19 protein-coding genes are annotated in these 20,521 nt (G+C 55.6%); 6 read left to right on the top strand and 13 right to left on the bottom strand.

Translation table 11 applies throughout. From position 1 onward, the window contains the following. Nucleotide 1 precedes the first annotated feature (1 nt). The 3 genes from K7B04_RS05490 (at nucleotide 2) to K7B04_RS05500 (ending at nucleotide 3,480) form a co-directional block, all read left to right on the top strand. A complete protein-coding gene (locus tag K7B04_RS05490; protein ID WP_163447667.1) occupies nucleotides 2-1,321 on the top strand; it encodes an MFS transporter in 1,320 nt (439 codons plus the stop codon). 138 nt (nucleotides 1,322-1,459) lie between these two features. Then, nucleotides 1,460-2,851 (top strand): hexose-6-phosphate:phosphate antiporter, encoded by a 1,392-nt coding sequence (gene uhpT / locus K7B04_RS05495; protein WP_064540786.1) that lies wholly within the window; start codon nucleotides 1,460-1,462, stop codon nucleotides 2,849-2,851. A 176-nt stretch (nucleotides 2,852-3,027) separates the two neighbouring features. Next, entirely contained in the window at nucleotides 3,028-3,480 is a 453-nt protein-coding gene (locus tag K7B04_RS05500; RefSeq protein ID WP_064540789.1) for a DUF1198 family protein, read from the top strand. Between the two features lie 54 nt (nucleotides 3,481-3,534). Here the strand turns inward: K7B04_RS05500 and K7B04_RS05505 are convergent, their stop codons facing one another. Together K7B04_RS05505 and K7B04_RS05510 are read right to left on the bottom strand one after the other, a co-directional pair. After that, nucleotides 3,535-3,858 carry a DNA-binding transcriptional regulator gene (locus tag K7B04_RS05505; protein ID WP_163447668.1) on the bottom strand — a complete coding sequence of 108 codons (324 nt, stop codon included), beginning with the start codon at nucleotides 3,856-3,858 and terminating at the stop codon, nucleotides 3,535-3,537. After that, nucleotides 3,842-4,201: a type II toxin-antitoxin system RelE/ParE family toxin gene (locus K7B04_RS05510; protein ID WP_163447669.1), complete on the bottom strand. Its 360-nt coding sequence runs from the start codon at nucleotides 4,199-4,201 to the stop codon at nucleotides 3,842-3,844. Before K7B04_RS05510 ends, K7B04_RS05505 begins: the two co-directional genes overlap by 17 nt. Before the next feature lie 215 nt (nucleotides 4,202-4,416). Here K7B04_RS05510 and nepI point away from each other — a divergent pair, with 215 nt between their 5' ends. Continuing rightward, nucleotides 4,417-5,601, top strand: coding sequence for a purine ribonucleoside efflux pump NepI (gene nepI, locus K7B04_RS05515; RefSeq protein ID WP_163447670.1), 1,185 nt, complete (start codon nucleotides 4,417-4,419; stop codon nucleotides 5,599-5,601). Between the two features lie 76 nt (nucleotides 5,602-5,677). Here the strand turns inward: nepI and K7B04_RS05520 are convergent, their stop codons facing one another. The 8 genes from K7B04_RS05520 to K7B04_RS05555 all read right to left on the bottom strand — a co-directional run bounded on the left by K7B04_RS05520 (nucleotide 5,678) and on the right by K7B04_RS05555 (nucleotide 13,903). Next, nucleotides 5,678-7,066 (bottom strand): carbohydrate porin, encoded by a 1,389-nt coding sequence (locus tag K7B04_RS05520; RefSeq protein ID WP_223803638.1) that lies wholly within the window; start codon nucleotides 7,064-7,066, stop codon nucleotides 5,678-5,680. 163 nt (nucleotides 7,067-7,229) lie between these two features. Next, nucleotides 7,230-7,532, bottom strand: a complete 303-nt coding sequence (locus K7B04_RS05525) for a PTS lactose/cellobiose transporter subunit IIA (protein WP_223803639.1) — start codon at nucleotides 7,530-7,532, stop codon at nucleotides 7,230-7,232. A gap of 632 nt (nucleotides 7,533-8,164) precedes the next feature. Continuing rightward, nucleotides 8,165-8,449 (bottom strand): YicS family protein, encoded by a 285-nt coding sequence (locus K7B04_RS05530; RefSeq protein WP_163449021.1) that lies wholly within the window; start codon nucleotides 8,447-8,449, stop codon nucleotides 8,165-8,167. Between the two features lie 50 nt (nucleotides 8,450-8,499). Beyond that, nucleotides 8,500-9,402, bottom strand: a complete 903-nt coding sequence (locus K7B04_RS05535; protein WP_223803640.1) for an EamA family transporter — start codon at nucleotides 9,400-9,402, stop codon at nucleotides 8,500-8,502. Between the two features lie 90 nt (nucleotides 9,403-9,492). Further along, a complete protein-coding gene (gene murP / locus K7B04_RS05540) occupies nucleotides 9,493-10,947 on the bottom strand; it encodes a PTS N-acetylmuramic acid transporter subunit IIBC (protein WP_163449019.1) in 1,455 nt (484 codons plus the stop codon). Between the two features lie 25 nt (nucleotides 10,948-10,972). Beyond that, nucleotides 10,973-11,872, bottom strand: a complete 900-nt coding sequence (gene murQ / locus K7B04_RS05545; RefSeq protein ID WP_223803641.1) for an N-acetylmuramic acid 6-phosphate etherase — start codon at nucleotides 11,870-11,872, stop codon at nucleotides 10,973-10,975. A gap of 161 nt (nucleotides 11,873-12,033) precedes the next feature. After that, complete coding sequence (locus K7B04_RS05550; protein ID WP_223803642.1) at nucleotides 12,034-13,197, bottom strand: multidrug effflux MFS transporter; 1,164 nt, start codon at nucleotides 13,195-13,197, stop codon at nucleotides 12,034-12,036. A 139-nt stretch (nucleotides 13,198-13,336) separates the two neighbouring features. Further along, complete coding sequence (locus tag K7B04_RS05555; protein ID WP_223803643.1) at nucleotides 13,337-13,903, bottom strand: TetR/AcrR family transcriptional regulator; 567 nt, start codon at nucleotides 13,901-13,903, stop codon at nucleotides 13,337-13,339. Between the two features lie 190 nt (nucleotides 13,904-14,093). On the opposite strand from K7B04_RS05555, the gene K7B04_RS05560 reads away from it, so the two are divergent. Further along, nucleotides 14,094-14,510 (top strand): GNAT family N-acetyltransferase, encoded by a 417-nt coding sequence (locus K7B04_RS05560; protein ID WP_223803644.1) that lies wholly within the window; start codon nucleotides 14,094-14,096, stop codon nucleotides 14,508-14,510. 23 nt (nucleotides 14,511-14,533) lie between these two features. Here the strand turns inward: K7B04_RS05560 and K7B04_RS05565 are convergent, their stop codons facing one another. After that, the gene (locus K7B04_RS05565; RefSeq protein ID WP_223803645.1) at nucleotides 14,534-16,033 is read right to left on the bottom strand and encodes an MDR family MFS transporter; all 1,500 of its coding nucleotides are present in this window, start codon (nucleotides 16,031-16,033) and stop codon (nucleotides 14,534-14,536) included. Nucleotides 16,034-16,124: 91 nt separating this feature from the next. Between K7B04_RS05565 and K7B04_RS05570 the strand changes: the two genes are divergently transcribed. Continuing rightward, nucleotides 16,125-16,775 (top strand): TetR/AcrR family transcriptional regulator, encoded by a 651-nt coding sequence (locus K7B04_RS05570; RefSeq protein WP_167574718.1) that lies wholly within the window; start codon nucleotides 16,125-16,127, stop codon nucleotides 16,773-16,775. A 95-nt stretch (nucleotides 16,776-16,870) separates the two neighbouring features. On the opposite strand, the gene K7B04_RS05575 is transcribed toward K7B04_RS05570, so the two are convergent. Both K7B04_RS05575 and K7B04_RS05580 read right to left on the bottom strand, forming a co-directional pair. Next, a complete protein-coding gene (locus K7B04_RS05575; protein ID WP_223803646.1) occupies nucleotides 16,871-18,268 on the bottom strand; it encodes a glycoside hydrolase family 1 protein in 1,398 nt (465 codons plus the stop codon). Nucleotides 18,269-18,321: 53 nt separating this feature from the next. Further along, complete coding sequence (locus tag K7B04_RS05580; RefSeq protein ID WP_223803647.1) at nucleotides 18,322-20,514, bottom strand: CBM35 domain-containing protein; 2,193 nt, start codon at nucleotides 20,512-20,514, stop codon at nucleotides 18,322-18,324. Nucleotides 20,515-20,521 lie beyond the last annotated feature (7 nt).

Raw genomic sequence — 20,521 nt, forward strand, 5'->3', positions numbered from 1 at the left:
GATGTTTCAGTTTTTAAAAGCCCCGGCCAGCGTGCCGCTCATCACCGACAAGCAGGAAGTGGACGCCCGTTACCGTTACTGGCGGCGGCATATCCTGCTGACCATCTGGCTCGGCTACGCGCTGTTTTACTTCACCCGTAAAAGCTTTAACGCCGCGGTGCCGGAGATCATCACCAGCGGCGTGCTGACCCGCAGCGATATCGGTCTGCTGGCGACGCTGTTTTACATCACCTACGGACTGTCGAAGTTTGTTTCAGGTATCGTCAGCGACCGCTCGAACGCCCGCTATTTTATGGGTATCGGGCTAATCGCTACCGGCGTGGTCAATATTCTGTTCGGTTTCTCCACCTCTCTGTGGGCCTTTGCCGTGCTGTGGGCGCTGAACGCCTTCTTCCAGGGCTGGGGGGCGCCGGTGTGCGCCCGCTTGCTCACCGCGTGGTATTCGCGCAACGAGCGTGGGGGCTGGTGGGCCATCTGGAACACTGCGCACAACGTCGGCGGAGCGCTGATTCCGATGGTGATGGGGGCGGCGGCGCTGCATTACGGCTGGCGCGCCGGGATGATGATTGCCGGGTTGCTGGCGATCGTGGTGGGCGTTTTTCTTTGCTGGCGACTGCGCGACAGACCGCAGGCGGTAGGCTTGCCGCCGGTTGGCGACTGGCAGCACGACGCGCTGGAGATAGCCCAACAGCAGGAAGGGGCGGGGCTGACTCGTAAAGAGATCCTCACCCGGTACGTGTTACTCAACCCGTATATCTGGCTATTGTCGTTGTGCTACGTGCTGGTGTACGTGGTGCGCGCGGCGATCAACGACTGGGGCAATCTGTATATGTCGGAGACGCTCGGCGTCGATTTGGTCACCGCCAACACTGCTGTCACCATGTTTGAACTGGGCGGCTTTATCGGCGCGCTGGTTGCAGGCTGGGGCTCGGACAAGCTGTTTAACGGCAATCGAGGGCCGATGAACTTGATTTTCGCCGCCGGGATTCTGCTTTCGGTCGGCTCGCTGTGGCTGATGCCATTCGCCAGCTACGTGATGCAGGCGGCGTGCTTCTTCACCACCGGGTTCTTCGTCTTTGGCCCGCAGATGCTGATTGGCATGGCGGCGGCGGAGTGCTCGCACAAAGAGGCGGCAGGCGCGGCGACCGGGTTTGTCGGGCTGTTTGCTTATCTGGGGGCCTCGCTCTCCGGCTGGCCGCTGGCGAAGGTGATGGAAGCGTGGCACTGGACCGGATTCTTCGTGGTGATCGCCATTGCGGCGGGGATTTCCGCACTGCTGCTGCTGCCGTTTTTAAACGCCCAGGCCCCGCGCGAAGCGTGACCTGCTTCACCTTTCTTCGACAAACGGCGTAAAACTAAGAAATTTTCCCGGTTCCACCTGGACGCTGTCTCAGGCCAGCTGCGCCGCTGATTTTTACAATACCGGCCATCACGCAGGTATAAAAATCAGGAGATACCCATGCTGGCCTTCTTAAACCAGGTGCGCAAACCGACCCTGGATCTGCCGCTCGATGTGCGGCGCAAAATGTGGTTCAAACCGTTCATGCAGTCTTACCTGGTGGTCTTTATCGGCTACCTGACCATGTATCTGATCCGCAAAAACTTCAACATCGCGCAGAACGACATGATCTCCACCTACGGGCTGAGCATGACGCAGTTGGGGATGATTGGTCTGGGCTTTTCCATTACCTACGGCGTGGGCAAAACGCTGGTTTCCTACTACGCTGACGGCAAAAACACCAAGCAGTTCCTGCCGTTTATGCTGATCCTCTCCGCCATTTGTATGCTCGGCTTCAGCGCCAGCATGGGCTCGGGCTCCGTCAGCTTGTTCCTGATGATTACTTTCTATGCTCTGAGCGGTTTCTTCCAGAGCACCGGTGGCTCGTGCAGTTATTCCACCATCACCAAGTGGACGCCGCGCCGTAAGCGCGGTTCCTACCTCGGCATGTGGAATATCTCCCATAACCTCGGCGGTGCGGGTGCGGCGGGCGTGGCGCTGTTCGGCGCAAATTACCTGTTCGACGGTCACGTGATAGGTATGTTTATCTTCCCGTCGATTATTGCCCTGATTGTCGGCTTTATCGGCCTGCGTTTTGGCAGCGATTCCCCGGAATCTTACGGTCTTGGCAAAGCTGAAGAGCTGTTCGGCGAGGAGATCAGCGAAGAGGACAAAGAGACCGAAGAAAACGAGATGACCAAATGGCAGATCTTTGTTGAGTACGTGCTGAAAAACAAAGTGATCTGGCTGCTGTGCTTCTCCAACATCTTCCTGTACGTGGTGCGTATCGGTATTGACCAGTGGTCCACCGTCTACGCTTTCCAGGAGCTGAAGCTCTCCAAAGAAGTGGCGATTCAGGGCTTTACCCTGTTTGAAGTGGGCGCGCTGGTCGGCACGCTGCTGTGGGGCTGGCTCTCTGACCTGGCGAACGGTCGTCGTGCGCTGGTGGCTTGCGTGGCGCTGGCACTCATTATCGCGACGCTGGGCGTTTATCAGCACGCCAGCAATCAGTATGTCTATCTGGCTTCGCTGTTTGCTCTCGGCTTCCTGGTGTTCGGCCCGCAGCTGTTAATCGGCGTGGCGGCGGTAGGTTTCGTTCCGAAAAAAGCAATCGGCGCGGCCGATGGCATTAAAGGCACCTTCGCCTACCTGATTGGTGACAGCTTCGCCAAGCTGGGTCTGGGGATGATTGCCGACGGCACGCCGATTTTCGGCCTCACCGGTTGGGCGGGCACCTTTGCCGCGCTGGATACCGCCGCCATTGGCTGTATCTGCCTGATGGCCATCGTCGCTATCTTTGAAGAACGTAAAATTCGCCGTGAGAAAAAGATTCAGCAGTTAAAAATGGCGTAAGTGTGTTTGGTAACGTTTGCCCGGTTCTGCACCGGGCTTTTTTATGCCTGGGATCTGAGATCCGCTTTCATCATCCTCTACCTTCATCGAGCTAACGCACATTATGGTATGCCCGATTATCGACAGCGCGCAAAATCCCATTATCATGTCCGGGTTTAGCCTAAGTGAGAGCGTGCATGATCTGGTTAATTCTGGCCACCCTGGCGGTGGTATTTGTTGTCGGATTTCGGATCCTGACCTCGAGTTCCCGACGGGCTATACGCCGTCTCAGCGAACGACTGGCGATCACGCCAGAACCGGTAGAGTCGATGATCGACCAGTTAGGGAAAGCGCAGGGCGAAGAGTTTTTACGTTATCTGGAGCGCCCTAACGAAGCCCATTTGCAGAATGCGGCGCAGATGCTGCTGATCTGGCAGGTGTGCATCGTCGACGGCAGTGAATCCAATATGCTCACCTGGCATCGGCGGCTGCAAAAAGCCCGTCTCGCCGCGCCCATCACCGACGCTCAGGTGCGCCTGGCGCTCAGCTTCCTGCGCGAACTGGAACCGGAGATTAGCGAGCTCAACGCTTTCCAGTATCGCTACAACGCGCTGTTCCATGATGAAAACGGCGTTCACTGGCTGCATTGATGTTATCGGCGATGGTGTGGCGTAATTATCTGCTGCGTTATCCGACATAAATCGTCACAGCAGAACCTTAAGGCCGTGTTTTTGAACAACACTCAGCAGTTTCAGTGACATCCCGCTGGGGCGTTTAACGCCGCTTTCCCATTTCTGTACCGTTGATACGCTGGTATTCAGATAGCGGGCGAAAACGGGTTGGCTAACCTTGAGCTCTTCACGGAGCGCTTTTATTTCAAGCGGCTGCAGGTCCCTGATATTGCTTAAGCAGGTGGTATCAAAACTGCGCATTGTCTCCAGAGGAATGGCATCCACGCTAAATAATCCAGATGCCGCGCTGTGAATTGCTTCAAAGGCAGGGCTTTTGAATTTAGTTTTTGCTGACATGGCGCACCTCTATCAGTTCTTTATTGTTAATGAGTGCCGTTATCTGATCTTCGGTAAGGCAAGCATAGTACTTTGCTAACTCACGAAAGCCCGCGAGTTCGCCATAGCTGATGTTTGCCATATCCTGTTTGGCATACAGAAAGGTGTAAAACCAATGTTCACCTCCCTTTGCCAGCACAATTGCGCGATCGCGGTTCTGATTGAGACGTTTTTTATAAACCCCACCTCCGAGATTATCTGCTTTTCCCTGTAGTACGGCGTTGACTGCCTCACTTAACTCGTCATCTTTTATCGTGTGGGATTTCGCTTCCCTGTTAAACCACCTGGTTTTGAATATTCGCATCAGGTTGACATCCTGTAGTCTAAAGTGTAGCACCAGGTGATACACTATGTCTTGCCTTTTGGTTTTGCACGCAGGGAGAGACGATAATTCTCAGCTTCCGATCGGCCTCGCAAAATGCAGCGCAACCATGTCAGTTGCTAAAACGTTAAATACGTCACAGTTAAGATGTTACACTGCGTGTCTTTTCCGCAAAGACACCCTCCGCAGGTAACAAAATGAGTGAATATCGTGAAGAAAAAACCCGCGCTGACGTCGTTGCGCGGCCCAACTGGTCGGCGGTTTTCGCCGTGGCGTTTTGCGTCGCCTGCCTGATTACCGTCGAGTTTTTACCCGTCAGCCTGCTGACGCCGATGGCGCAGGATCTGGGGATTTCCGAAGGCGTCGCCGGGCAGTCGGTCACGGTGACCGCGTTTGTCGCCATGTTCTCCAGCCTGTTTATTACCCAGGCCATTGGCGCGACCAACCGTCGCTACGTGGTGATTCTGTTCTCCGTTCTCCTGACGCTTTCCTGCCTGCTGGTGTCGTTTGCCAGTTCGTTCACGTTGCTGCTGTTGGGGCGTGCTTGTCTGGGGCTGGCGCTGGGGGGCTTCTGGGCCATGTCGGCTTCACTGACGATGCGTCTGGTGCCCGCTCGTACGGTGCCGAAAGCGTTGTCGGTGATCTTTGGCGCGGTGTCTATCGCACTGGTGATTGCTGCGCCGCTGGGGAGTTTTCTGGGCGGTATCATCGGCTGGCGTAACGTCTTTAACGCGGCGGCGGTAATGGGGCTGCTGTGTTGCATTTGGGTGGTGAAGGCGTTGCCATCGCTGCCGGGTGAACCTGCGCATCAGAAGCAAAACATGTTTAGCCTGCTGCAGCGTCCCGGCGTGATGGCCGGGATGATCGCCATCTTTATGTCCTTCGCCGGGCAGTTTGCCTTCTTCACTTATATTCGCCCGGTGTATATGAATCTGGCGGGCTTTGACGTTGATGGCCTGACGTTGGTGCTGCTGAGCTTCGGTATCGCCAGCTTTATCGGTACGTCGTTCTCTTCCGTTATCCTTAAACGGTCGGTCAAACTGGCGCTAGCCGGTGCGCCGCTGGTGCTGGCGGTGAGCGCGCTGGTGCTTACGTTGTGGGGCGGCGAGAAAGTGGTCGCCGCTGGCATCGCGATTATCTGGGGGCTGGCGTTTGCGCTGGTGCCGGTGGGCTGGTCGACGTGGATTACCCGCTCACTGGCCGATCAGGCGGAAAAAGCCGGTTCGATTCAGGTGGCCGTCATTCAGTTGGCGAATACCTGTGGCGCGGCGATTGGCGGACTGGCGCTGGATCGTCTGGGGCTGACTTCGCCGTTAATGATTTCCGGCGCGCTGATGCTGCTGACCGCCGTGCTGGTGACGGCGAAGGTGAGAATTCAGTGAGAAGATGGCGTAGAACACTGCCTACGCCAATCGTACCCTCTCGCCCGTTTTGGGCGAGAGGAGCTATCACGCTCGCTTAGAACCACGCCTCAAACATGCCGCCGAAGTTCAGTGAATCCAGCTGCTGGTCGTCGGTACCGTTCACCTTCGCCGTGCGCTTGTTGTCGACCTGACCGCCGGTCACGTAGAAGCGCAGCATCGGACGGAATTCCGGGCCCATACCAATCGCGATGTTCTGCGACAGCGTCAGCTTCCAGCCGTGGTTATCTCCGCCCTGGTCGTAATCCACACGCTGGTAGCCCGCTTCCAGCCACGTCGAGTGCACGTCGTTCCAGAAGTACATCGGACGCACAATCGCGCCGTAGTTTTTACGGTTATCGGTTTTGTCTTTGCTGTTGTCGTAGTCGTGGAACGCCAGCAGGTATTCCACCTGCGCCTGCTGGGTGAACTTGTAGTTACCCTCGAAGCTGGCGTAGATGGCCGTCAGACCGTCGGTTTTGTTGAACACGCTGTTATCCGAGTTATCGGAGTAGCGCAGGATAACCTTGTTCACGCCGCTGTCATCGCTGTTGGTGTGGCTTAACAGCAGGCCGCCCTGCCAGGCATCGAGCTGCTTGTCGTTATCCACCGCTTTGGAGTCGAAGCCGTAGTTGGCGTACACCTCAACATCGATTGGGCCCGCTTTGATGTTGTGGGTTTTGGTGGTCAGCGCGTAGTGGCCGTCATCACCGGTGTCGGAGTTACCGGTACAGGTGATGCGCGACGGGTTCGACTCATCGGCCATCACTTCCGGGCTACAGGATTTCACCTGAGCCACCGTGGCCACGTCGAACTGCACGCCGCCAATATCAAAGTTTTTCACCCCGGCGCCCTGGCCGTCGTGGTTCATCCAGAAGTAGTCGTTGATACCCTGTTGCGGACGCTGGTGGAAGTCACGACCGGCCCAGATATAGGCGTTCGGGTTGGATTCGAGCACGTTGGTCACGCCGACGTAGGCCTTTTTCAGGTTCACTTCGTCGCTCCAGTGGTCGAACATTACGTTGATATCCCAGATCGCGCCTTTTTCGCTCTTAAAGGCCTTGGTGAGCTGGAATTCGCCGCCGTTGCCTTCGTTACCCAGACGACCGATCGCCGAGGCGCCGTTATAAGAGCCGTCCACGCCGACGTATTTCTGATCGCCTGCCTGGAAATGCGCGCCGTAGCGGGCGTAGCCGCTGAACTTCAGGCCGAACGGTACCGCCATATCCGGCGTCGCTGCTGCGGTCTGTGGGTTGGTCTCCAGATCCACCTTCTTCGCGGCGGCGGCGTCCATTTTGGCCTGACGATCCGCCAGTGCTTTATCGACGGCTTTGGCCACAATGGCGTCGATTTGTTCCTGAGTAAATTCTTGTGCCATTACAGAGGAAAGAGGGCAAAGTGCGGCAATAACCGCCATAGCTAAAGGAAATTTTTTTACAGTTTTCATGGTTATCTCAAATTAATTAATTATATTCTCAGACAATAACCATCCCGTTCTGGTGTAAATATAAAAAGACGCCACCAAAACAAGCTGATTTTATTTTTAATATCGTAGGGTACAGTTAAATAATTAGCGTAATTAATATCTCCGTAGTCAGAATGCCTAAATATTAACGTTGGTAAAGATGAATAATCTCTTCCGATAGTTCACGTGCCAACAGGGAATTCATTAAATGATCCTGCGCGTGTACCATAATTAAGGTCATGGGCTGACGCGCGTCACCTGCATCCTGCTCAATAAGCTTGGTTTGCATATGGTGCGCCTGGCGGGCATAGCCATCGGCTTCCCGCAGGAGATTTTTGGCCTCCTCCATTTCACCCTGACGTGCGGCGTGCAGCGCCTCAAAGCACAGCGATCTGGACTGGCCCGCGTTAATGATAATTTCCATTACCGCATCCTCTAACCTAACCATAATAATATCCTCTAACTATTTAAAGTCATGATAAAAAGAGGTCGGAAATAATATATCAATGCTTACTGTTAAATTTATCTTACTTAACTAACGGTTCCGGCTTATGGTGCAGTTGATGGTATTAATTATTGTTTGTTGTTCATTGTTGAGCGCCTTTTAAGCGCGCAGCAAAGGTTAATACATGGCCTCATTGACCAGCATATAAATAACATGCGAGACCACCGTATTTAGCGTCCATAAATAATGGATCGCTCAATCATGAGTGATGACGAAAGTTCATTTTAAAATCTTTTACGCACGCTGTGGAATTCAGCGGCGGAGCATAATCTTGTACATTGGTGCCTATCCTCGAAATGTAAAAAGTTATTGCGATTGTGATTTGATATGAAACTGAAACCGGTTTCTATTCATAAAAGCTAGAAGTGTGATACCCATCAATTTCTCATGCTTATGAGACTAATTATTTCGTCCTGGGTCACAGAAAATTGTCGTTTGAGGATGAAATGAGCATCAATTGAGCAAGAGCGGCAACAGACGGGAGCTGTGGGAGGTGGCCTGACAAGCGTAACAGCCGTCAGGCGTGGTGCGGCACGTTGCCGGATCTGCTTTATCCGGCCTACGATTGCTTATTGCTATTTCTGGGTGGGGCACTGAATGGTTTTTATCGCCTTCTCATAGGCCGCGCGATCGTTCTTATCCAACGCCCGCGTGGCGCTCTGCACCGCGGTTTTATTCTCAGCCGACTCCAGCACGCGATTGGCAAACTGGGTATCGCTCAGCCCGCTGTTTGCCGGGCAGTTCTGCTTCACGTCTTTAACCACCTGCTGTTTTTGCTGTTCGAACTTCAGACCTTCGAGCGGTGCGGAAAACGCGACGGCTGGCAGCATCAGGCAGGCAGCGAGACAGATCTTTTTCATGACGGATATCCTTATGTTCATACGGTGAATTAACTATAGCTGGAATCCCGCTATACCGTTTTTACCCGACGGCGTGAGTCCAGCGAAATCAGTATCACCGAGGATAAAATCAGTAGCGTGCCTAACCAGTCCGGCAGGGTGAAGCTGATCCCGAGCAGCAGCAGCGATAAAAGCGCACTGCTCAGCGGTTCGGCGCAGCTGAGGATGCTGGCTTTTGGCCCGCCAATCATCTGTGCGCCCTTCAGGTACAGGCTGAAAGTCAGGGAGGTACCAATCACCACCAGATAGAAAAAGGCCAGCAGCAGGTTACCGGTAATGACGATGTGGGTGCCTTGTCCTGCGTAGAACGGCAGCAGCATTGCGCCGCCAAGCAGCATGCTCCAGCCGACGATCGGTAGCGTGCCGTAGCGGGCTATCAACGTTGATGGCCAGGTGGTGTAGAACGCGGCGGCAAAGGCCGAGGCGATTCCCCAGAATAGCGCCGCGCCGGAGATCGAGAGAGACGTTGGGTCGCCGTGGGTGACCAGCAAGAAAGTACCGATAAGCGAGGTGGCGATAGCGGCAAAGACGAAGCGGCCAGGCCGCGCTTTGCGCACGATGGCAAACCAGGCCACGATAATTGTGGGTGACAGGAACTGCAAAACGGTGGCGGTTGCGGCGTTGGATTTTTCAATCGCCATCAGGAAGGTGAGCTGAACGGTCATCGCACCGACCAGCGAGAAAATCAGCAGACTTATCGCGTCTTTGCGGTTTTTCAGGATGCGGAAGATGCCGTCGCCGTGCAGGAAAGAGAACGTCAGCAGAATAAAACCGCCGGAAAGCAGGCGAATCATGGTCAGAAACGGGGAACCCATCTGACTGTGTTCCATGATGTACTGCGCGCAAACGCCGGAACTTCCCCACAATATTGCGGCAATTAAGACGTTAAGCATCCCTTTTCTGGTGGCACCCATTTTCCTCAACCCTGTCATATTATTTTGCTCTGACGGGCATCATAGCATGGCGGGAAGCGTGCCCCCAGCGATGCGCCGGGGGCAAAAGGGTTAGCTGAGATCGACGTTTTTGCTGCCAAAAAGCCAGGTCAACAGGAAACCGCAGAAGTAGGCGACGGCAAGCCCTGCCGCATAGACCGCCATCCCCGCGTAGATACCGCTGCCCGAGGTCATCAGCGGCAGCGCGACCAGCCCAGACGGGCCGAAGACCGTGTTCAGACCGACCGGTAGCCCCATCCAGGCAACGAGGCCGATAAAGAAACCGCCACAGGCGCCGCCAAGACAGGCGGTGACAAACGGCTTCATGCGCGGCAGGGTGACGCCGTAGATCAGCGGTTCGCCGACGCCGAGCAGGCCGGGGATGATAGCCCCTTTAATCTGCGTGCGCAGCAGCGAGCCCTGTTTCGCGCGGTAGTAAAGCGCCAATGCCGCGCCGACCTGACCGGCGCCGGCCATAGCCAGAATGGTGAACAGTGAGTTGAAGCCCTGGGCTTCCATCAGCGCGAAGTACACCGGTACAAAACCCTGATGCACACCAAACATCACCGCCAGCAGGAACAGCCCCGCCAGCACCGCCGAACCAAACGGGTTCCCGTTAAGATGCAGGAACAGCCACGACATGCCGGTAAACAGGTAACCGCCGATAGGCATAATCACCACGAAAGTCACCGCCCCCATAATCAGCAGCGTGACGGCTGACGTGAGGATCATGTCGAGGTTGGCCGGCATAACGCGACGTACCTGTTTTTCCACCCACGCGCCGATGATCGAGGCAATCAGCACGCCGATGATATTGCCGCGGGGGTCAATGGCGTGGCCGAAGAAGTCGGAGATGCCGGAATAGAAACCGACCGCCGCTTTCGGGTCATAGCCGAGGATAAACAGCGCGGCGATAATCGCCCCGTTAACGCCGGAGCCGCCGAACGCTTTCTGTGCGTTATAGCCGATGAGAATACTCAGGAAGGTGAACATGCCTTTACTGAACACCTTCATGTAGCTGATGACATCAACCAGCGTGGCGTTCGGATGGGCGTTCTCCAGCACGAACAGCTGTTCGGCGAGCGTGGCGAAACCCAGCAGCAGGCCAACGGCGATAAAACCTGGGATCAGTGGCGTAAAAATGGTGGCGAACTTCGCGAGGAATTTCTGCACGCTACTGGTTTGTTTCCCCTTTAGCTCCTGCTTTTTGGCGCTGGCGATATCGGCCAGCGAAGCGCTGAATTGAGCCTCATCAGCCTGCGTCAGCGGCGCTTCTTCCAACAGCAGGTTCATGATCTCCGAAGCGGTCTGCGCCTTGCCTGGCCCCAGGATAATCTGGAATTGTTCGTTGCTGACCACCACGCCCATCACGCCTTCCACCTGACGAATGGCGGCAACGTCGGCATGCGCTTCATTGCGCAGCGTTAAGCGCAGGCGAGTCATACAGTTCCCCGCCTGCACCACGTTTGGCGCTCCGCCAACCAGGGTAAGAATGCGGGCTATCATCTCTTTATTTATTTTTGCCATTCTACGAAATCCCCAGTCTGATGGATTAGTGTTGCAGCGCCTTGCGGATAAAGCCGCCGTTGTCTGCCAGCAGCTGTTTGGTTGCTTCTGCGCTCAAGTTCGCCAGCACCATCACGATGGCGGTTTTGCAGTGGCGGCCGCAGGCATCCAGCGCCGCCTGCGCGGTTGGGCGATCGCACTCGGTGGCTTCCATCACGATGGAAATCTGGCGTTCGATCAGCTTGGCGTTGGTGGCCTCAACGTCGACCATCAGGTTGCTGTAGACCTTGCCGCTGCGGATCATCGCCCCGGTGGTAATCATGTTCAGCACCAGTTTCTGCGCCGTACCGGCCTTCAGGCGGGTAGAGCCCGTCACCACTTCCGGGCCGACAACCGGGGTAATGGCGATGTCGGCGCGCTGCGCCATTTCGCCGTGAGGGTTGCAGCTGACGATCGCGACCAGCGCGTTTTGTTGATGGGCGTAGGCCATCGCGCCCAATACATACGGCGTGCGGCCGCTGGCGGCGATGCCGACCAGAACGTCATGTTGGTTAAAGCCCAGCGCCTGTAAATCTTCTGCGCCCTGCGCGGCGTTGTCTTCGACGTTTTCAACCGCCTTCAGAATGGCGGTATGACCGCCAGCGATCAGGCCGACAACTTGTTCCGGGCGGGTGCCGAAAGTGGGTGGGCATTCGCTGGCGTCAAGAATACCCAGACGCCCGGAGGTACCCGCGCCAATGTAAATCAGGCGGCCGCCATGACGGAACGCGTTGGCGACACTGTCAACCAGCTGGGCAATTTGCGGAATATACGGCGTGATGGCATGAGCAACCTGCTGATCTTCGTTGTTAATTACCGTCAGCATCTCTTCGGTGGAGAGGGTGTCAATGTTGGCGCTGTTCGCGTTGCGCCGTTCAGTCAGCAATTTGCTCAGGTCGATACTCATAGGAAACCTCATCATTCACAGTGGCGAGCAGTATAAGGAATTAATTATTCCATTCATGTGAAGGTTATCACGATTAGACGAGTGAGGTAATGTGGGGTTTATAGCTATAGCGGGAAAAACTGCGGTAATAATATTGGAATATTTTATTACCGCAGTGAATTTTAGCGTGCTCTGCGTGGCTTCAGCAGACCGAAAAACAGCGCGATACCATAAGAAATGGTCATCGCGAAGCTCATTTTCAGCATGGTTTCGCCACCCAATCCGGCCAACGGTGCGGCAATGCCGCCGCAGACGAACATCAGCGTGCCCATTAACGCCGACGCGGTGCCCGACTGCGCGCTGCTGACGGCGCTCATCGCTTCGGCGCCGGAAACGGTGCTGATCCCGCTCATAAACGATACCGTAAAGAACAGGCCGACCAACGCCAGAACAGGCAACTGGGACCAGGCGAACAGCAGCGTCACCGCCGCGCACAGTACCGCCAGCACCAGGCCACGGCGGAGTAGCGTTTCAGCGGCCACACGGCGCGCCAGTTTTGAGAAAATGAGCGCGGCGATAATCAGCCCGATACCGTTCAGGCCAAACAACAGGCTGAACTGCATGGGGCTCATGCCGTATTCGCTCTGAATAACGAATGACGAGGTGCCGATGTAGGAGAACAGCCCGGCCATCATAAAGGCCTGAATCAGGCAGTAGCGCATAAACCGACGATTCTTCAGTACTGGCGTTCCCTTTGGCTGCTGCGCCGTGCTGGCGCTTTTGGCCGGCAGCGTTTCATGCAGCACCGTCAGGCTTAACACCAGCAGCACGACGCCAATTCCGGCCATCGTCCAGAACAGAATACGCCAGTCGAAGGCGGTAATGATGTAGCCACCGAGTACCGGGGAGAGCACCGGGGCGATGCCGTTGACGGTCATTAGCAGGGCAAAAAACTGGGTGAGCAGGGTTCCCTGATAACGGTCGCGGGCGATCGAGCGCGACAGCACCGAGCCGCCCGCCCCGGCGAAACCTTGCAGGAAACGCCAGCCGATCAACAGGTGAATATCCTGAGTGACGGCGCACATCGCGGAAGAGAAGATAAACAGCAGCAGCGACAGTGCCAGCGGTTTGCGGCGACCGATACGGTCGCTGAGCGGGCCGAAGAACATCTGGCCGAGGCCAAGACCGATCAGCGCAGCGGTGAGAGATAGCTGGGTTTGCGTGCCGGTCGCGCTGAGTTGCTCGGTGATTTCCGGCAGCGCCGGGAGATAAAAATCGGTACAGAGTGGGCCAATGGCGGAAAGCAGACCCAGCACCACGACCCATGACAGGGAAACACGCGGCATGAAAGCTCCTTTTGCAATATTCGGGAGGGGTTAGCGTTAACCCCGTTCGGTAAATAAGAGTGTCATCGTGGCAAAAAAGCCTACGCCGCCGGGTTACGGCGACGATGAAATAAAGATCCGACGTTTACAAAGAGAATGGCTAAACGGAGACGAGCATCTTAATAATATTCTGATACGTTATTTCCATGTCCTCTTCGGCGGCCTGCTGGGGAATTTGTCGACGGTAAATCGTCCCTTCCACCATCACCGCCATCACCTCGACGCAGCAGCGAATACGGGTTTCGCTGAGGTGCGGGTAGGTATGACGCAGGTGCTCGCAGGCGGTATTGAACATGCGCGCATCGGCCTCTTTCAGCCAGGCGGCCACCTGCGGATTACGGGTCGCTTCAGCGGCCATTTCCAGCATTAACGCATCGTCATCTTCGTTTAACGACATACGCCACGCCAGCATGTGTGGCATCAGATGGGTTTGAGTTTTTCCCGCCATCTCGGCGATCCGATAGTCGATAATCCGGTGGATCATCTCTTCAATAATCGCGTCTTTATTGTTGAAATAACGGTAGATTTGGCCAACGCTCAGCTTCGCTTCGGCGGCAATTTGCGACATGCTGGCAGCGTGAAAACCGCTGTTGCGAAAGCAGCGGCGGGCAGCGGCGATGATTTCGTCCTGGCGGGCTTTTTGCCGGGCTTCCAGCTTGCTGGTCATGCATGTCTCCGTAAGAATTTATAGTGAGAATGATCGTTCTCATTTTTCGCTCATTATACGTAGTGAGCGTCCGATGAAAAGCATTTTCTAATACGGATTTTTTCTTTTTTACGTTGTGCAAAAAAGAATGGAGAAAAAAAGCGTTTTTTGTGAAATTAATCAGGTCGGCCAATAAAAATAAGGAATAAATATGCCATTTGTTATTAAAGAAGTTATTACGCAGGAAGACAAAGAGGAATTGCTCACCGGGCTGCGGGCTTATAACCAGCAGTTTGTTGATACTTCCGGGTGGGGGGATATCTGCGTTTACCTGCGTGATGAGCAGGATGTGATGCGCGGTGGTCTGATTGGCCAGCGCAAAGGCGATTGGCTCAGCATCGACTATCTGTGGGTGTGTGAAACGACGCGCGGTGACGGGGTGGGCAGTGAGCTTATCAGACGTGCGGAGGCGCTTGCTCGGGAGAAAGGCTGTCTGCACGCGCTGGTCGACACCATCAGCTTCCAGGCGCTGCCGTTTTATCAGAAGCAGGGCTACCAGCTGGTGAAGACGCTGGAGGATTTCCCGCTGGCGGGGATGGCGCGTCACTATCTGACGAAGGCGCTGTAAGCGCAGCGCCATCCGGCACTGTTCTACGCGTGCCGCGTTTTCAGCGGCGCTTCTTTCAGCAGCCACGACAGCACAAACGCCACCACCATAATGCAGGCCGCCATGACGAACGCCGCATGGATCGCCGCGCCGAAGGCGGTGAGGTAGTCGGTACGAATCGCCGCGGGAAGCTGGTGAATCGCCACCGGGTTCATCCCTTGCGGGATGGCAGCGCCTTCCGGCAACAGGCTCATCAGCCGTGATTGCAGCACCGAGGTGAACACCGCGCCAAACAGCGCCACGCCGATGGAACCGCCGATAGAGCGGAACAGCGTAACCCCGGAGGTCGCCACGCCGTACAGATTGGCGCTGACCGTATTTTGTACCGCCAGCACCAGTACCTGCATTACCAGCCCCAACCCCATCCCCAGCACGCCGGTAAACAGATACAGCTGCCAGGTCGGCGAGGTAATGGTAATGCGCGTCAACAGCACCATCCCGATGCAGCCCATCAGGGTACCGACGATAGGGTAGATGCGGTACTTACCGGTGCGGCTGATGGCCCGGCCGCTGATAATCGAGGTCAACAACAGCCCGCCCATTAGCGGAATCAACTGTAAGCCAGCCTCCGTTGGCGTGGCGTTTTTCACCACCTGCAAATAGAGCGGCAGGAAGGTGACTGAGCCGAACAGCGACATACCGATGATAAAACCGATCAGGCTGCACAGCAGGAAGCTGCGGTTGCGGAACAGCGAAAGCGGGATAATCGGCTCAAACGCCAGCCGCTCTTCATAGATGAACCCGGCGATACCCACCAGACCAAAGGCCAGAATGCACCACAGCTGTGGGTCGCTCCACTCGCGCACCGTACCGCCTTCGGTGGTGAACAAAATAATACACACCAGCGCCAGGGTCAGGTAAATCGCCCCCAGCCAGTCAATCTGATGCTGGCTGCGTTTGTTGCTGGCATGGAATACCGCGCCGATGACAAACAGCGCAAAGAGCCCCAACGGCAGGTTGATGTAGAAAATCCAGCGCCAGGAGGCGTGCTGGACGATAAAGCCGCCGATCAGCGGGCCAATCACCGTCGCCAGACCAAATACTCCGCCGAATAACCCCTGGTAGCGGCCACGTTCGGCGGGAGGAATCACATCGGCCACCGCCGCCATACTGATCACCATCAGCCCGCCGCCGCCAAGCCCTTGCAGCGCCCGCATCAGCACCAGTTGGGTCATATTCTGCGCCAGACCGCACAGCGCTGAGCCGGCGAGGAACAACAGAATCGAGATTTGCAGTACCCGTTTGCGGCCAAACAGATCGCCGAATTTGCCGTACAGCGGTACCACGATGGTGGAGGTGAGGATATAGGCCGTCACGACCCACGAGAGCTTGTCGAGCCCGCCCAGCTCGCCGACAATGGTCGGTAGCGCGGTCGAGACGATGGTCTGGTCGAGTGCGGAGAGCAGCATCACCAGCAGCAGCGCGCTGAACAGCAGACGAATTGAGGTCACGCCAGCCTGCTGCGGCTGCGCGTTTGTCGTCATATCGGACGCCATCATGTCCTCACTTGAAATTAATTAAATGCATAATTAATATTTATTGAAGATCATTAAGAGGTCAAGGGATCCCGTTTCTATGCCAGCACAAAAAGATAACCTTAAACCGCGTAGACCGGGTCGTCCGCGCGGCAGCAAGCCCGATGCCGACAAGCGTGAACAGCTGATAGATATTGCTTTGCAGCTGTTTTCCCAGCAAGGCGTTGCGCGCACATCACTGAATGCGATCGCCCGCGAAGCGGGGGTCACGCCAGCGATGCTGCACTACTACTTTAATTCACGAGAGCAATTGCTGGATGTGATGATCGAAGAGCGATTTTTACCGCTGCGTGCCGAAATTGGCGGTGTGTTTGGCGATTATCCTGACGAACCGGTGCAAGCGCTGACAGAAATGGTCAAGAAACTGGCGACACTTGCAGCGCAGTACGAGTGGTTTGCCCCGCTGTGGATGCAGGAAGTGATCGGCGAGATGCCGGTATTGCGCCAGCATCTTCACGCGCGTTTTGGCGATGAGAAGTATCAGGCGACGTTAGCGATGGTGAAACGCTGGCAGGAGGAAGGAAAGGTCAATCCGCATCTTTCGGCGGAGCTGCTGTTTACCACCCTGTTAAGTCTGGTGCTGGTGCCCTTTTCCCGGATGCGTAAAGACGAGCGGTTGGCGATGCTAACGCCGGAGATGATTGTCGGCAACGCGCTGGCGGTACTGTTGCAGGGGATTGGCCCGGTATAAGCGTAGGCCCGATAAGCGTAGCGCCATCGGGCACGATGCGGCACATTGCCGGATGGCGGCGTAAACGCCTTATCCGGCCTACCGGGTAAACGGCGTTATTCGAGGGTAAACTGGTTACTCTCCGCCAGCGCCTTAAACCATAGCCCGTTGCGCTTAATCTGCCGTTCGCCGGTTTCAAGGTCGAGGCGGTAGAACCCGTAGCGGCGTTTAAACGAGTTGAGCCACGACCAGTTGTCGATAAACGTCCACTGATGTACGCCGAAGCAGTTTGCGCCGTCGGCGATGGCGCGGTGTAGCTGCACCAGATGCTCTTCCATCAGACCAATACGGAAACCATCGTCAATCACACCATCCGCCTGTACCGGGCCTTCGGATTGCAGATCCATCGCGATGCCAATTTCGGCGAGATACCACTTAATATTGCCGTAATTATCGCGAATATTGCTGGCAATGTCGTAGATCGCCTGCGGATGAATTTCGTTGTTGTCGCGGTACGGATTAAAGCGGCCGTTCGGGTCGACGTAGTTTTCGAAGTAGTACTCCGGTGTGAAGTAGTCGAGGGTGTACGGCGTTTCGCGCGCCTGCACGCGGCGCGGCACGTAGTAGTTCACGCCGAGGAAGTCGATCCGCGAGTCGGTAATCAGCGAGACCTCTTCTTTGGTGGTTTCCGGCAGACAGTTATGCACCGCCAGCAGCTCGCACAGCTCTTTCGGGAACTGGTGCTTCACCAGCGGGTCGAGGAAGCTGCGGTTAAACAGCAGGTCGGCGTACCACGCCGCTTTTTTATCTTCCGCTGAGTCGTTGCGGGTATAGGACGGCGTCAGGTTGAGTACCACGCCAATCTCGCCCGCCAGCGTCTGCTCGCGATAGCACTGCACCGCTTTGGCGTGCGCCAGCATGATGTTAAACGCCACTTGCGCGGCCAGCTTGCCGTCTTTTTTGCACGGATAGTGGAAGTCATACAGATAGCCGCCTTCCACCGGCACAATCGGCTCGTTGAAGGTTATCCAGTATTTGATTTTATGGCCGAACAGGCGAAACGCCGTGGCGGCAAAACGGGCGAACAGATCGGTCACGTGTTTTGACTCGAAGCCGCCGTAGCGATTTTGCAAATCTTCCGGCATATCAAAATGGTAGAGGTTAACCATCGGTTCGATGCCGTTAGCGATCATTTCGTCGAAATAGTCGTTGTAGAAGCGGACGGCCTCGGCGTTCGGCTCGCCGGTTTCCAGATCGTCGATCAGCCGCGACCACTGAATAGAGGTACGAAATGAGTTAAACCCGATGTGCTTCATCAGGGCGACATCTTCTTTGTAACGGTGCAGCGTATTGCAGACCGTCTCAGGGCCGATTCCCCGGTAAAAGCGCTCCGGCTGCGCGGCGTGCCAGCTGTCCCAGATGGAACGGTGAGGTTTACCCTCTGCGCCTTCGGTTTGCGGGCCCGAGGCGGCGGCGCCCCAGAGGAAATGGTTTGGAAACGCGTACGTGGTCATTTAATCTCCTGAATAAAAACAAAAAACTGCGCCGTTAGCGGCGCAGCAAAGCACTACTCTGCATTCACCTGAATGGACTTGATAAAGATATAGCCCCAGTCACCGGCGTATTTCCCCACGCTGATGGTGTTTTCACCCTGCTTGAGATAGACCGGAATCGTCATCCGCTGGCCGTGCTCGTCAGTTTGCGGAAATTCAATCTGGATAGGTTTATCGCCGTTAATCTGCACCGAGTTCTTCTTTCCACCCCACTTGGCATTGAAATCGAGGTGAAGTAGGTAATTGCCGTCCCACGGTGCCGCAATCTTCCAGCTCGCTTTATCGCCATCATTGGCAAACGGTCCCAGGAAACCATCTTCGCCGGTTGCCAGTTCATTGTCCGCGCTCTTGATCACCGTTTTCTGGCTTTGCTCCAGACCCTGTAACTGACTGTCAAAGTGGCAGAAATCGGCGGGTACTTTCGCGGTGGCCTCGGTGACGTTGACGGTCAACGTTTTGCTGCTTTTCAATAGGCCATCGTCGGCAGTGAAGGTCAGCTGGTAGGTACCGGGTGTTGGGAACCAGGCGCGGGTTGAGGCCTTGTTGGCATCGCAAAAATGCGCCTGTTTTTTGCCCGTACTGGTCCACTTTTCGCGCACTTTTCGTGACGGCAGATTGTCGTCCAGCCACCGCGCATTGAGGCTAAGTCCGCTGTGTTGTGCGGCGGTGGCCGTTTCCTCAAGCGTAATGACCGGCGCCTTGTTTTTCTGCGTATGGGTGACGCTGATAACGTTAGACGGTGCCGATTGCCCGGTTTCATTTTTAGCAATGACGCGGTAGAAGTAAGTTTTGCCCAGCGTCAACGACGTGTAGTCGTCGCGGAAGAGATCCATCGTTTCCGGATTCCACTCCTGCACACCGTCGGAAATATTATGTCCTACGACTTGCCACGGGCCGTCTTTCGACTCCGCACGTTCAACGTCGTAACTGCGACCAACAGCGGCACCCATCCAGTTGATGGCGAACGGCGAAGTGGTTTCACGTAGTTTTGGCGCATCCGGTATGGGGAGCGGGGCCATTTGTTCCTGTCCCGCGATCTGCGCAGCCGCTTTGCGAACCAGGTTGACGATCTCCGTTTCCTGATTGGCATCCCCTTCCGGGAAGCCCGGCAGATGGTAGCTGTAGTGGCCGGTGTACTCTTTATGCCAATAGAAACCGCCGTCGTGACGGTGCCCACGGAAACCCCAGATGAACCCCCCTGCGGCTTTTGCGCCGTTAACGTCAGTATGAACGATCGACTGCATGATGCTGTTCAACGCGTTGCTATCAAGCAACCCGAACTCACCAACCAGGTACACTTTCTTACCGCCGATAGCCTCCAGATCCTTTTTCACCTGTTCCGGGTGATTGTTTCCGGCATTGGTGTAGTAATGGTTGCTGACGATATCCACGTTGGGATCGTTCACGGAGAAGTCGTTGATTTTTTTATAGGTACCGTCAACCACCAGTTGGTGTGGAGCCATTTTCTTAATCCACGCCGCCGTCTGCTTCAGGAATTCCGCATTTGTGTCTTCCAGTTCATTACCGGTCTCCCAGGCCATAATGGCTTTTTCCTCGGAGTAGGCACGCCCGGTAAGCGTGTTCGTGCGGGTGATCACCTGGCGAATGACATCCAGATACGCTTGGTAGGTTTTACTGCGCGTGTTGTAAAAATCTTCAGGTTTTTCATGGTAAAAAGCCGCAAGTTGTTCGCGACCACCCCACCACCACCAGTGATCGATAAACGGCAGAATCAGGCGCAGGCCCTGTTTATCGGCTTCGGCAATCATGTTGTCGTAAACCACCATCGCCTTTTCGTTCAGACGCGGCATGCCGCCTGGCGTAGCGGGAGCCAGGATATGCGTTTCTCGTTCACAGGCTTCGTCGTTCTCCTGTTGCACTGAAAGCACATAGACGCGCTGGGCCCTGGCTCCGGTTTGCACGATGGCTTTAATCCAGTTTTCTTGTTCTTCCGGCGTGGGCCATTTGAAATATTGACCCCATCCGCGCGGATCGGCTTTACAGACGCCGCGCGCATCGTTTTCAATCCGATGCAGTTCAGGGGCGTGGATCCCAGCGAAGCGAAATTCCTGGTTACCGTCCATCAGCTGTGCGCCCTGGCGGGTAATGAAGTTATCGAAGTGAGAAGGTTCCGCCGCGAGCGCACCAGCGCTGGTCAGTGCTGCCAGTACGGCGAGGAACAGGGATTTTTTTGCGACTCGTTTCATGGCTTCT

Origin of the sequence: Kluyvera sp. CRP (assembly GCF_019930565.1) — a bacterium.
Classification (GTDB): domain Bacteria; phylum Pseudomonadota; class Gammaproteobacteria; order Enterobacterales; family Enterobacteriaceae; genus Kluyvera; species Kluyvera georgiana_A.

What these genes read in the sequence shown, in the direction of transcription:
- K7B04_RS05490 (WP_163447667.1), top strand. Translation starts at nt 2, where the DNA reads ATGTTTCAGTTTTTAAAAGCCCCGGCCAGCGTGCCGCTCATCACCGAC.
- uhpT (WP_064540786.1), top strand. Translation starts at nt 1,460, where the DNA reads ATGCTGGCCTTCTTAAACCAGGTGCGCAAACCGACCCTGGATCTGCCG.
- K7B04_RS05500 (WP_064540789.1), top strand. Translation starts at nt 3,028, where the DNA reads ATGATCTGGTTAATTCTGGCCACCCTGGCGGTGGTATTTGTTGTCGGA.
- K7B04_RS05505 (WP_163447668.1), bottom strand. Translation starts at nt 3,858, where the DNA reads ATGTCAGCAAAAACTAAATTCAAAAGCCCTGCCTTTGAAGCAATTCAC.
- K7B04_RS05510 (WP_163447669.1), bottom strand. Translation starts at nt 4,201, where the DNA reads ATGCGAATATTCAAAACCAGGTGGTTTAACAGGGAAGCGAAATCCCAC.
- nepI (WP_163447670.1), top strand. Translation starts at nt 4,417, where the DNA reads ATGAGTGAATATCGTGAAGAAAAAACCCGCGCTGACGTCGTTGCGCGG.
- K7B04_RS05520 (WP_223803638.1), bottom strand. Translation starts at nt 7,066, where the DNA reads ATGAAAACTGTAAAAAAATTTCCTTTAGCTATGGCGGTTATTGCCGCA.
- K7B04_RS05525 (WP_223803639.1), bottom strand. Translation starts at nt 7,532, where the DNA reads ATGGTTAGGTTAGAGGATGCGGTAATGGAAATTATCATTAACGCGGGC.
- K7B04_RS05530 (WP_163449021.1), bottom strand. Translation starts at nt 8,449, where the DNA reads ATGAAAAAGATCTGTCTCGCTGCCTGCCTGATGCTGCCAGCCGTCGCG.
- K7B04_RS05535 (WP_223803640.1), bottom strand. Translation starts at nt 9,402, where the DNA reads ATGGGTGCCACCAGAAAAGGGATGCTTAACGTCTTAATTGCCGCAATA.
- murP (WP_163449019.1), bottom strand. Translation starts at nt 10,947, where the DNA reads ATGGCAAAAATAAATAAAGAGATGATAGCCCGCATTCTTACCCTGGTT.
- murQ (WP_223803641.1), bottom strand. Translation starts at nt 11,872, where the DNA reads ATGAGTATCGACCTGAGCAAATTGCTGACTGAACGGCGCAACGCGAAC.
- K7B04_RS05550 (WP_223803642.1), bottom strand. Translation starts at nt 13,197, where the DNA reads ATGCCGCGTGTTTCCCTGTCATGGGTCGTGGTGCTGGGTCTGCTTTCC.
- K7B04_RS05555 (WP_223803643.1), bottom strand. Translation starts at nt 13,903, where the DNA reads ATGACCAGCAAGCTGGAAGCCCGGCAAAAAGCCCGCCAGGACGAAATC.
- K7B04_RS05560 (WP_223803644.1), top strand. Translation starts at nt 14,094, where the DNA reads ATGCCATTTGTTATTAAAGAAGTTATTACGCAGGAAGACAAAGAGGAA.
- K7B04_RS05565 (WP_223803645.1), bottom strand. Translation starts at nt 16,033, where the DNA reads ATGACGACAAACGCGCAGCCGCAGCAGGCTGGCGTGACCTCAATTCGT.
- K7B04_RS05570 (WP_167574718.1), top strand. Translation starts at nt 16,125, where the DNA reads ATGCCAGCACAAAAAGATAACCTTAAACCGCGTAGACCGGGTCGTCCG.
- K7B04_RS05575 (WP_223803646.1), bottom strand. Translation starts at nt 18,268, where the DNA reads ATGACCACGTACGCGTTTCCAAACCATTTCCTCTGGGGCGCCGCCGCC.
- K7B04_RS05580 (WP_223803647.1), bottom strand. Translation starts at nt 20,514, where the DNA reads ATGAAACGAGTCGCAAAAAAATCCCTGTTCCTCGCCGTACTGGCAGCA.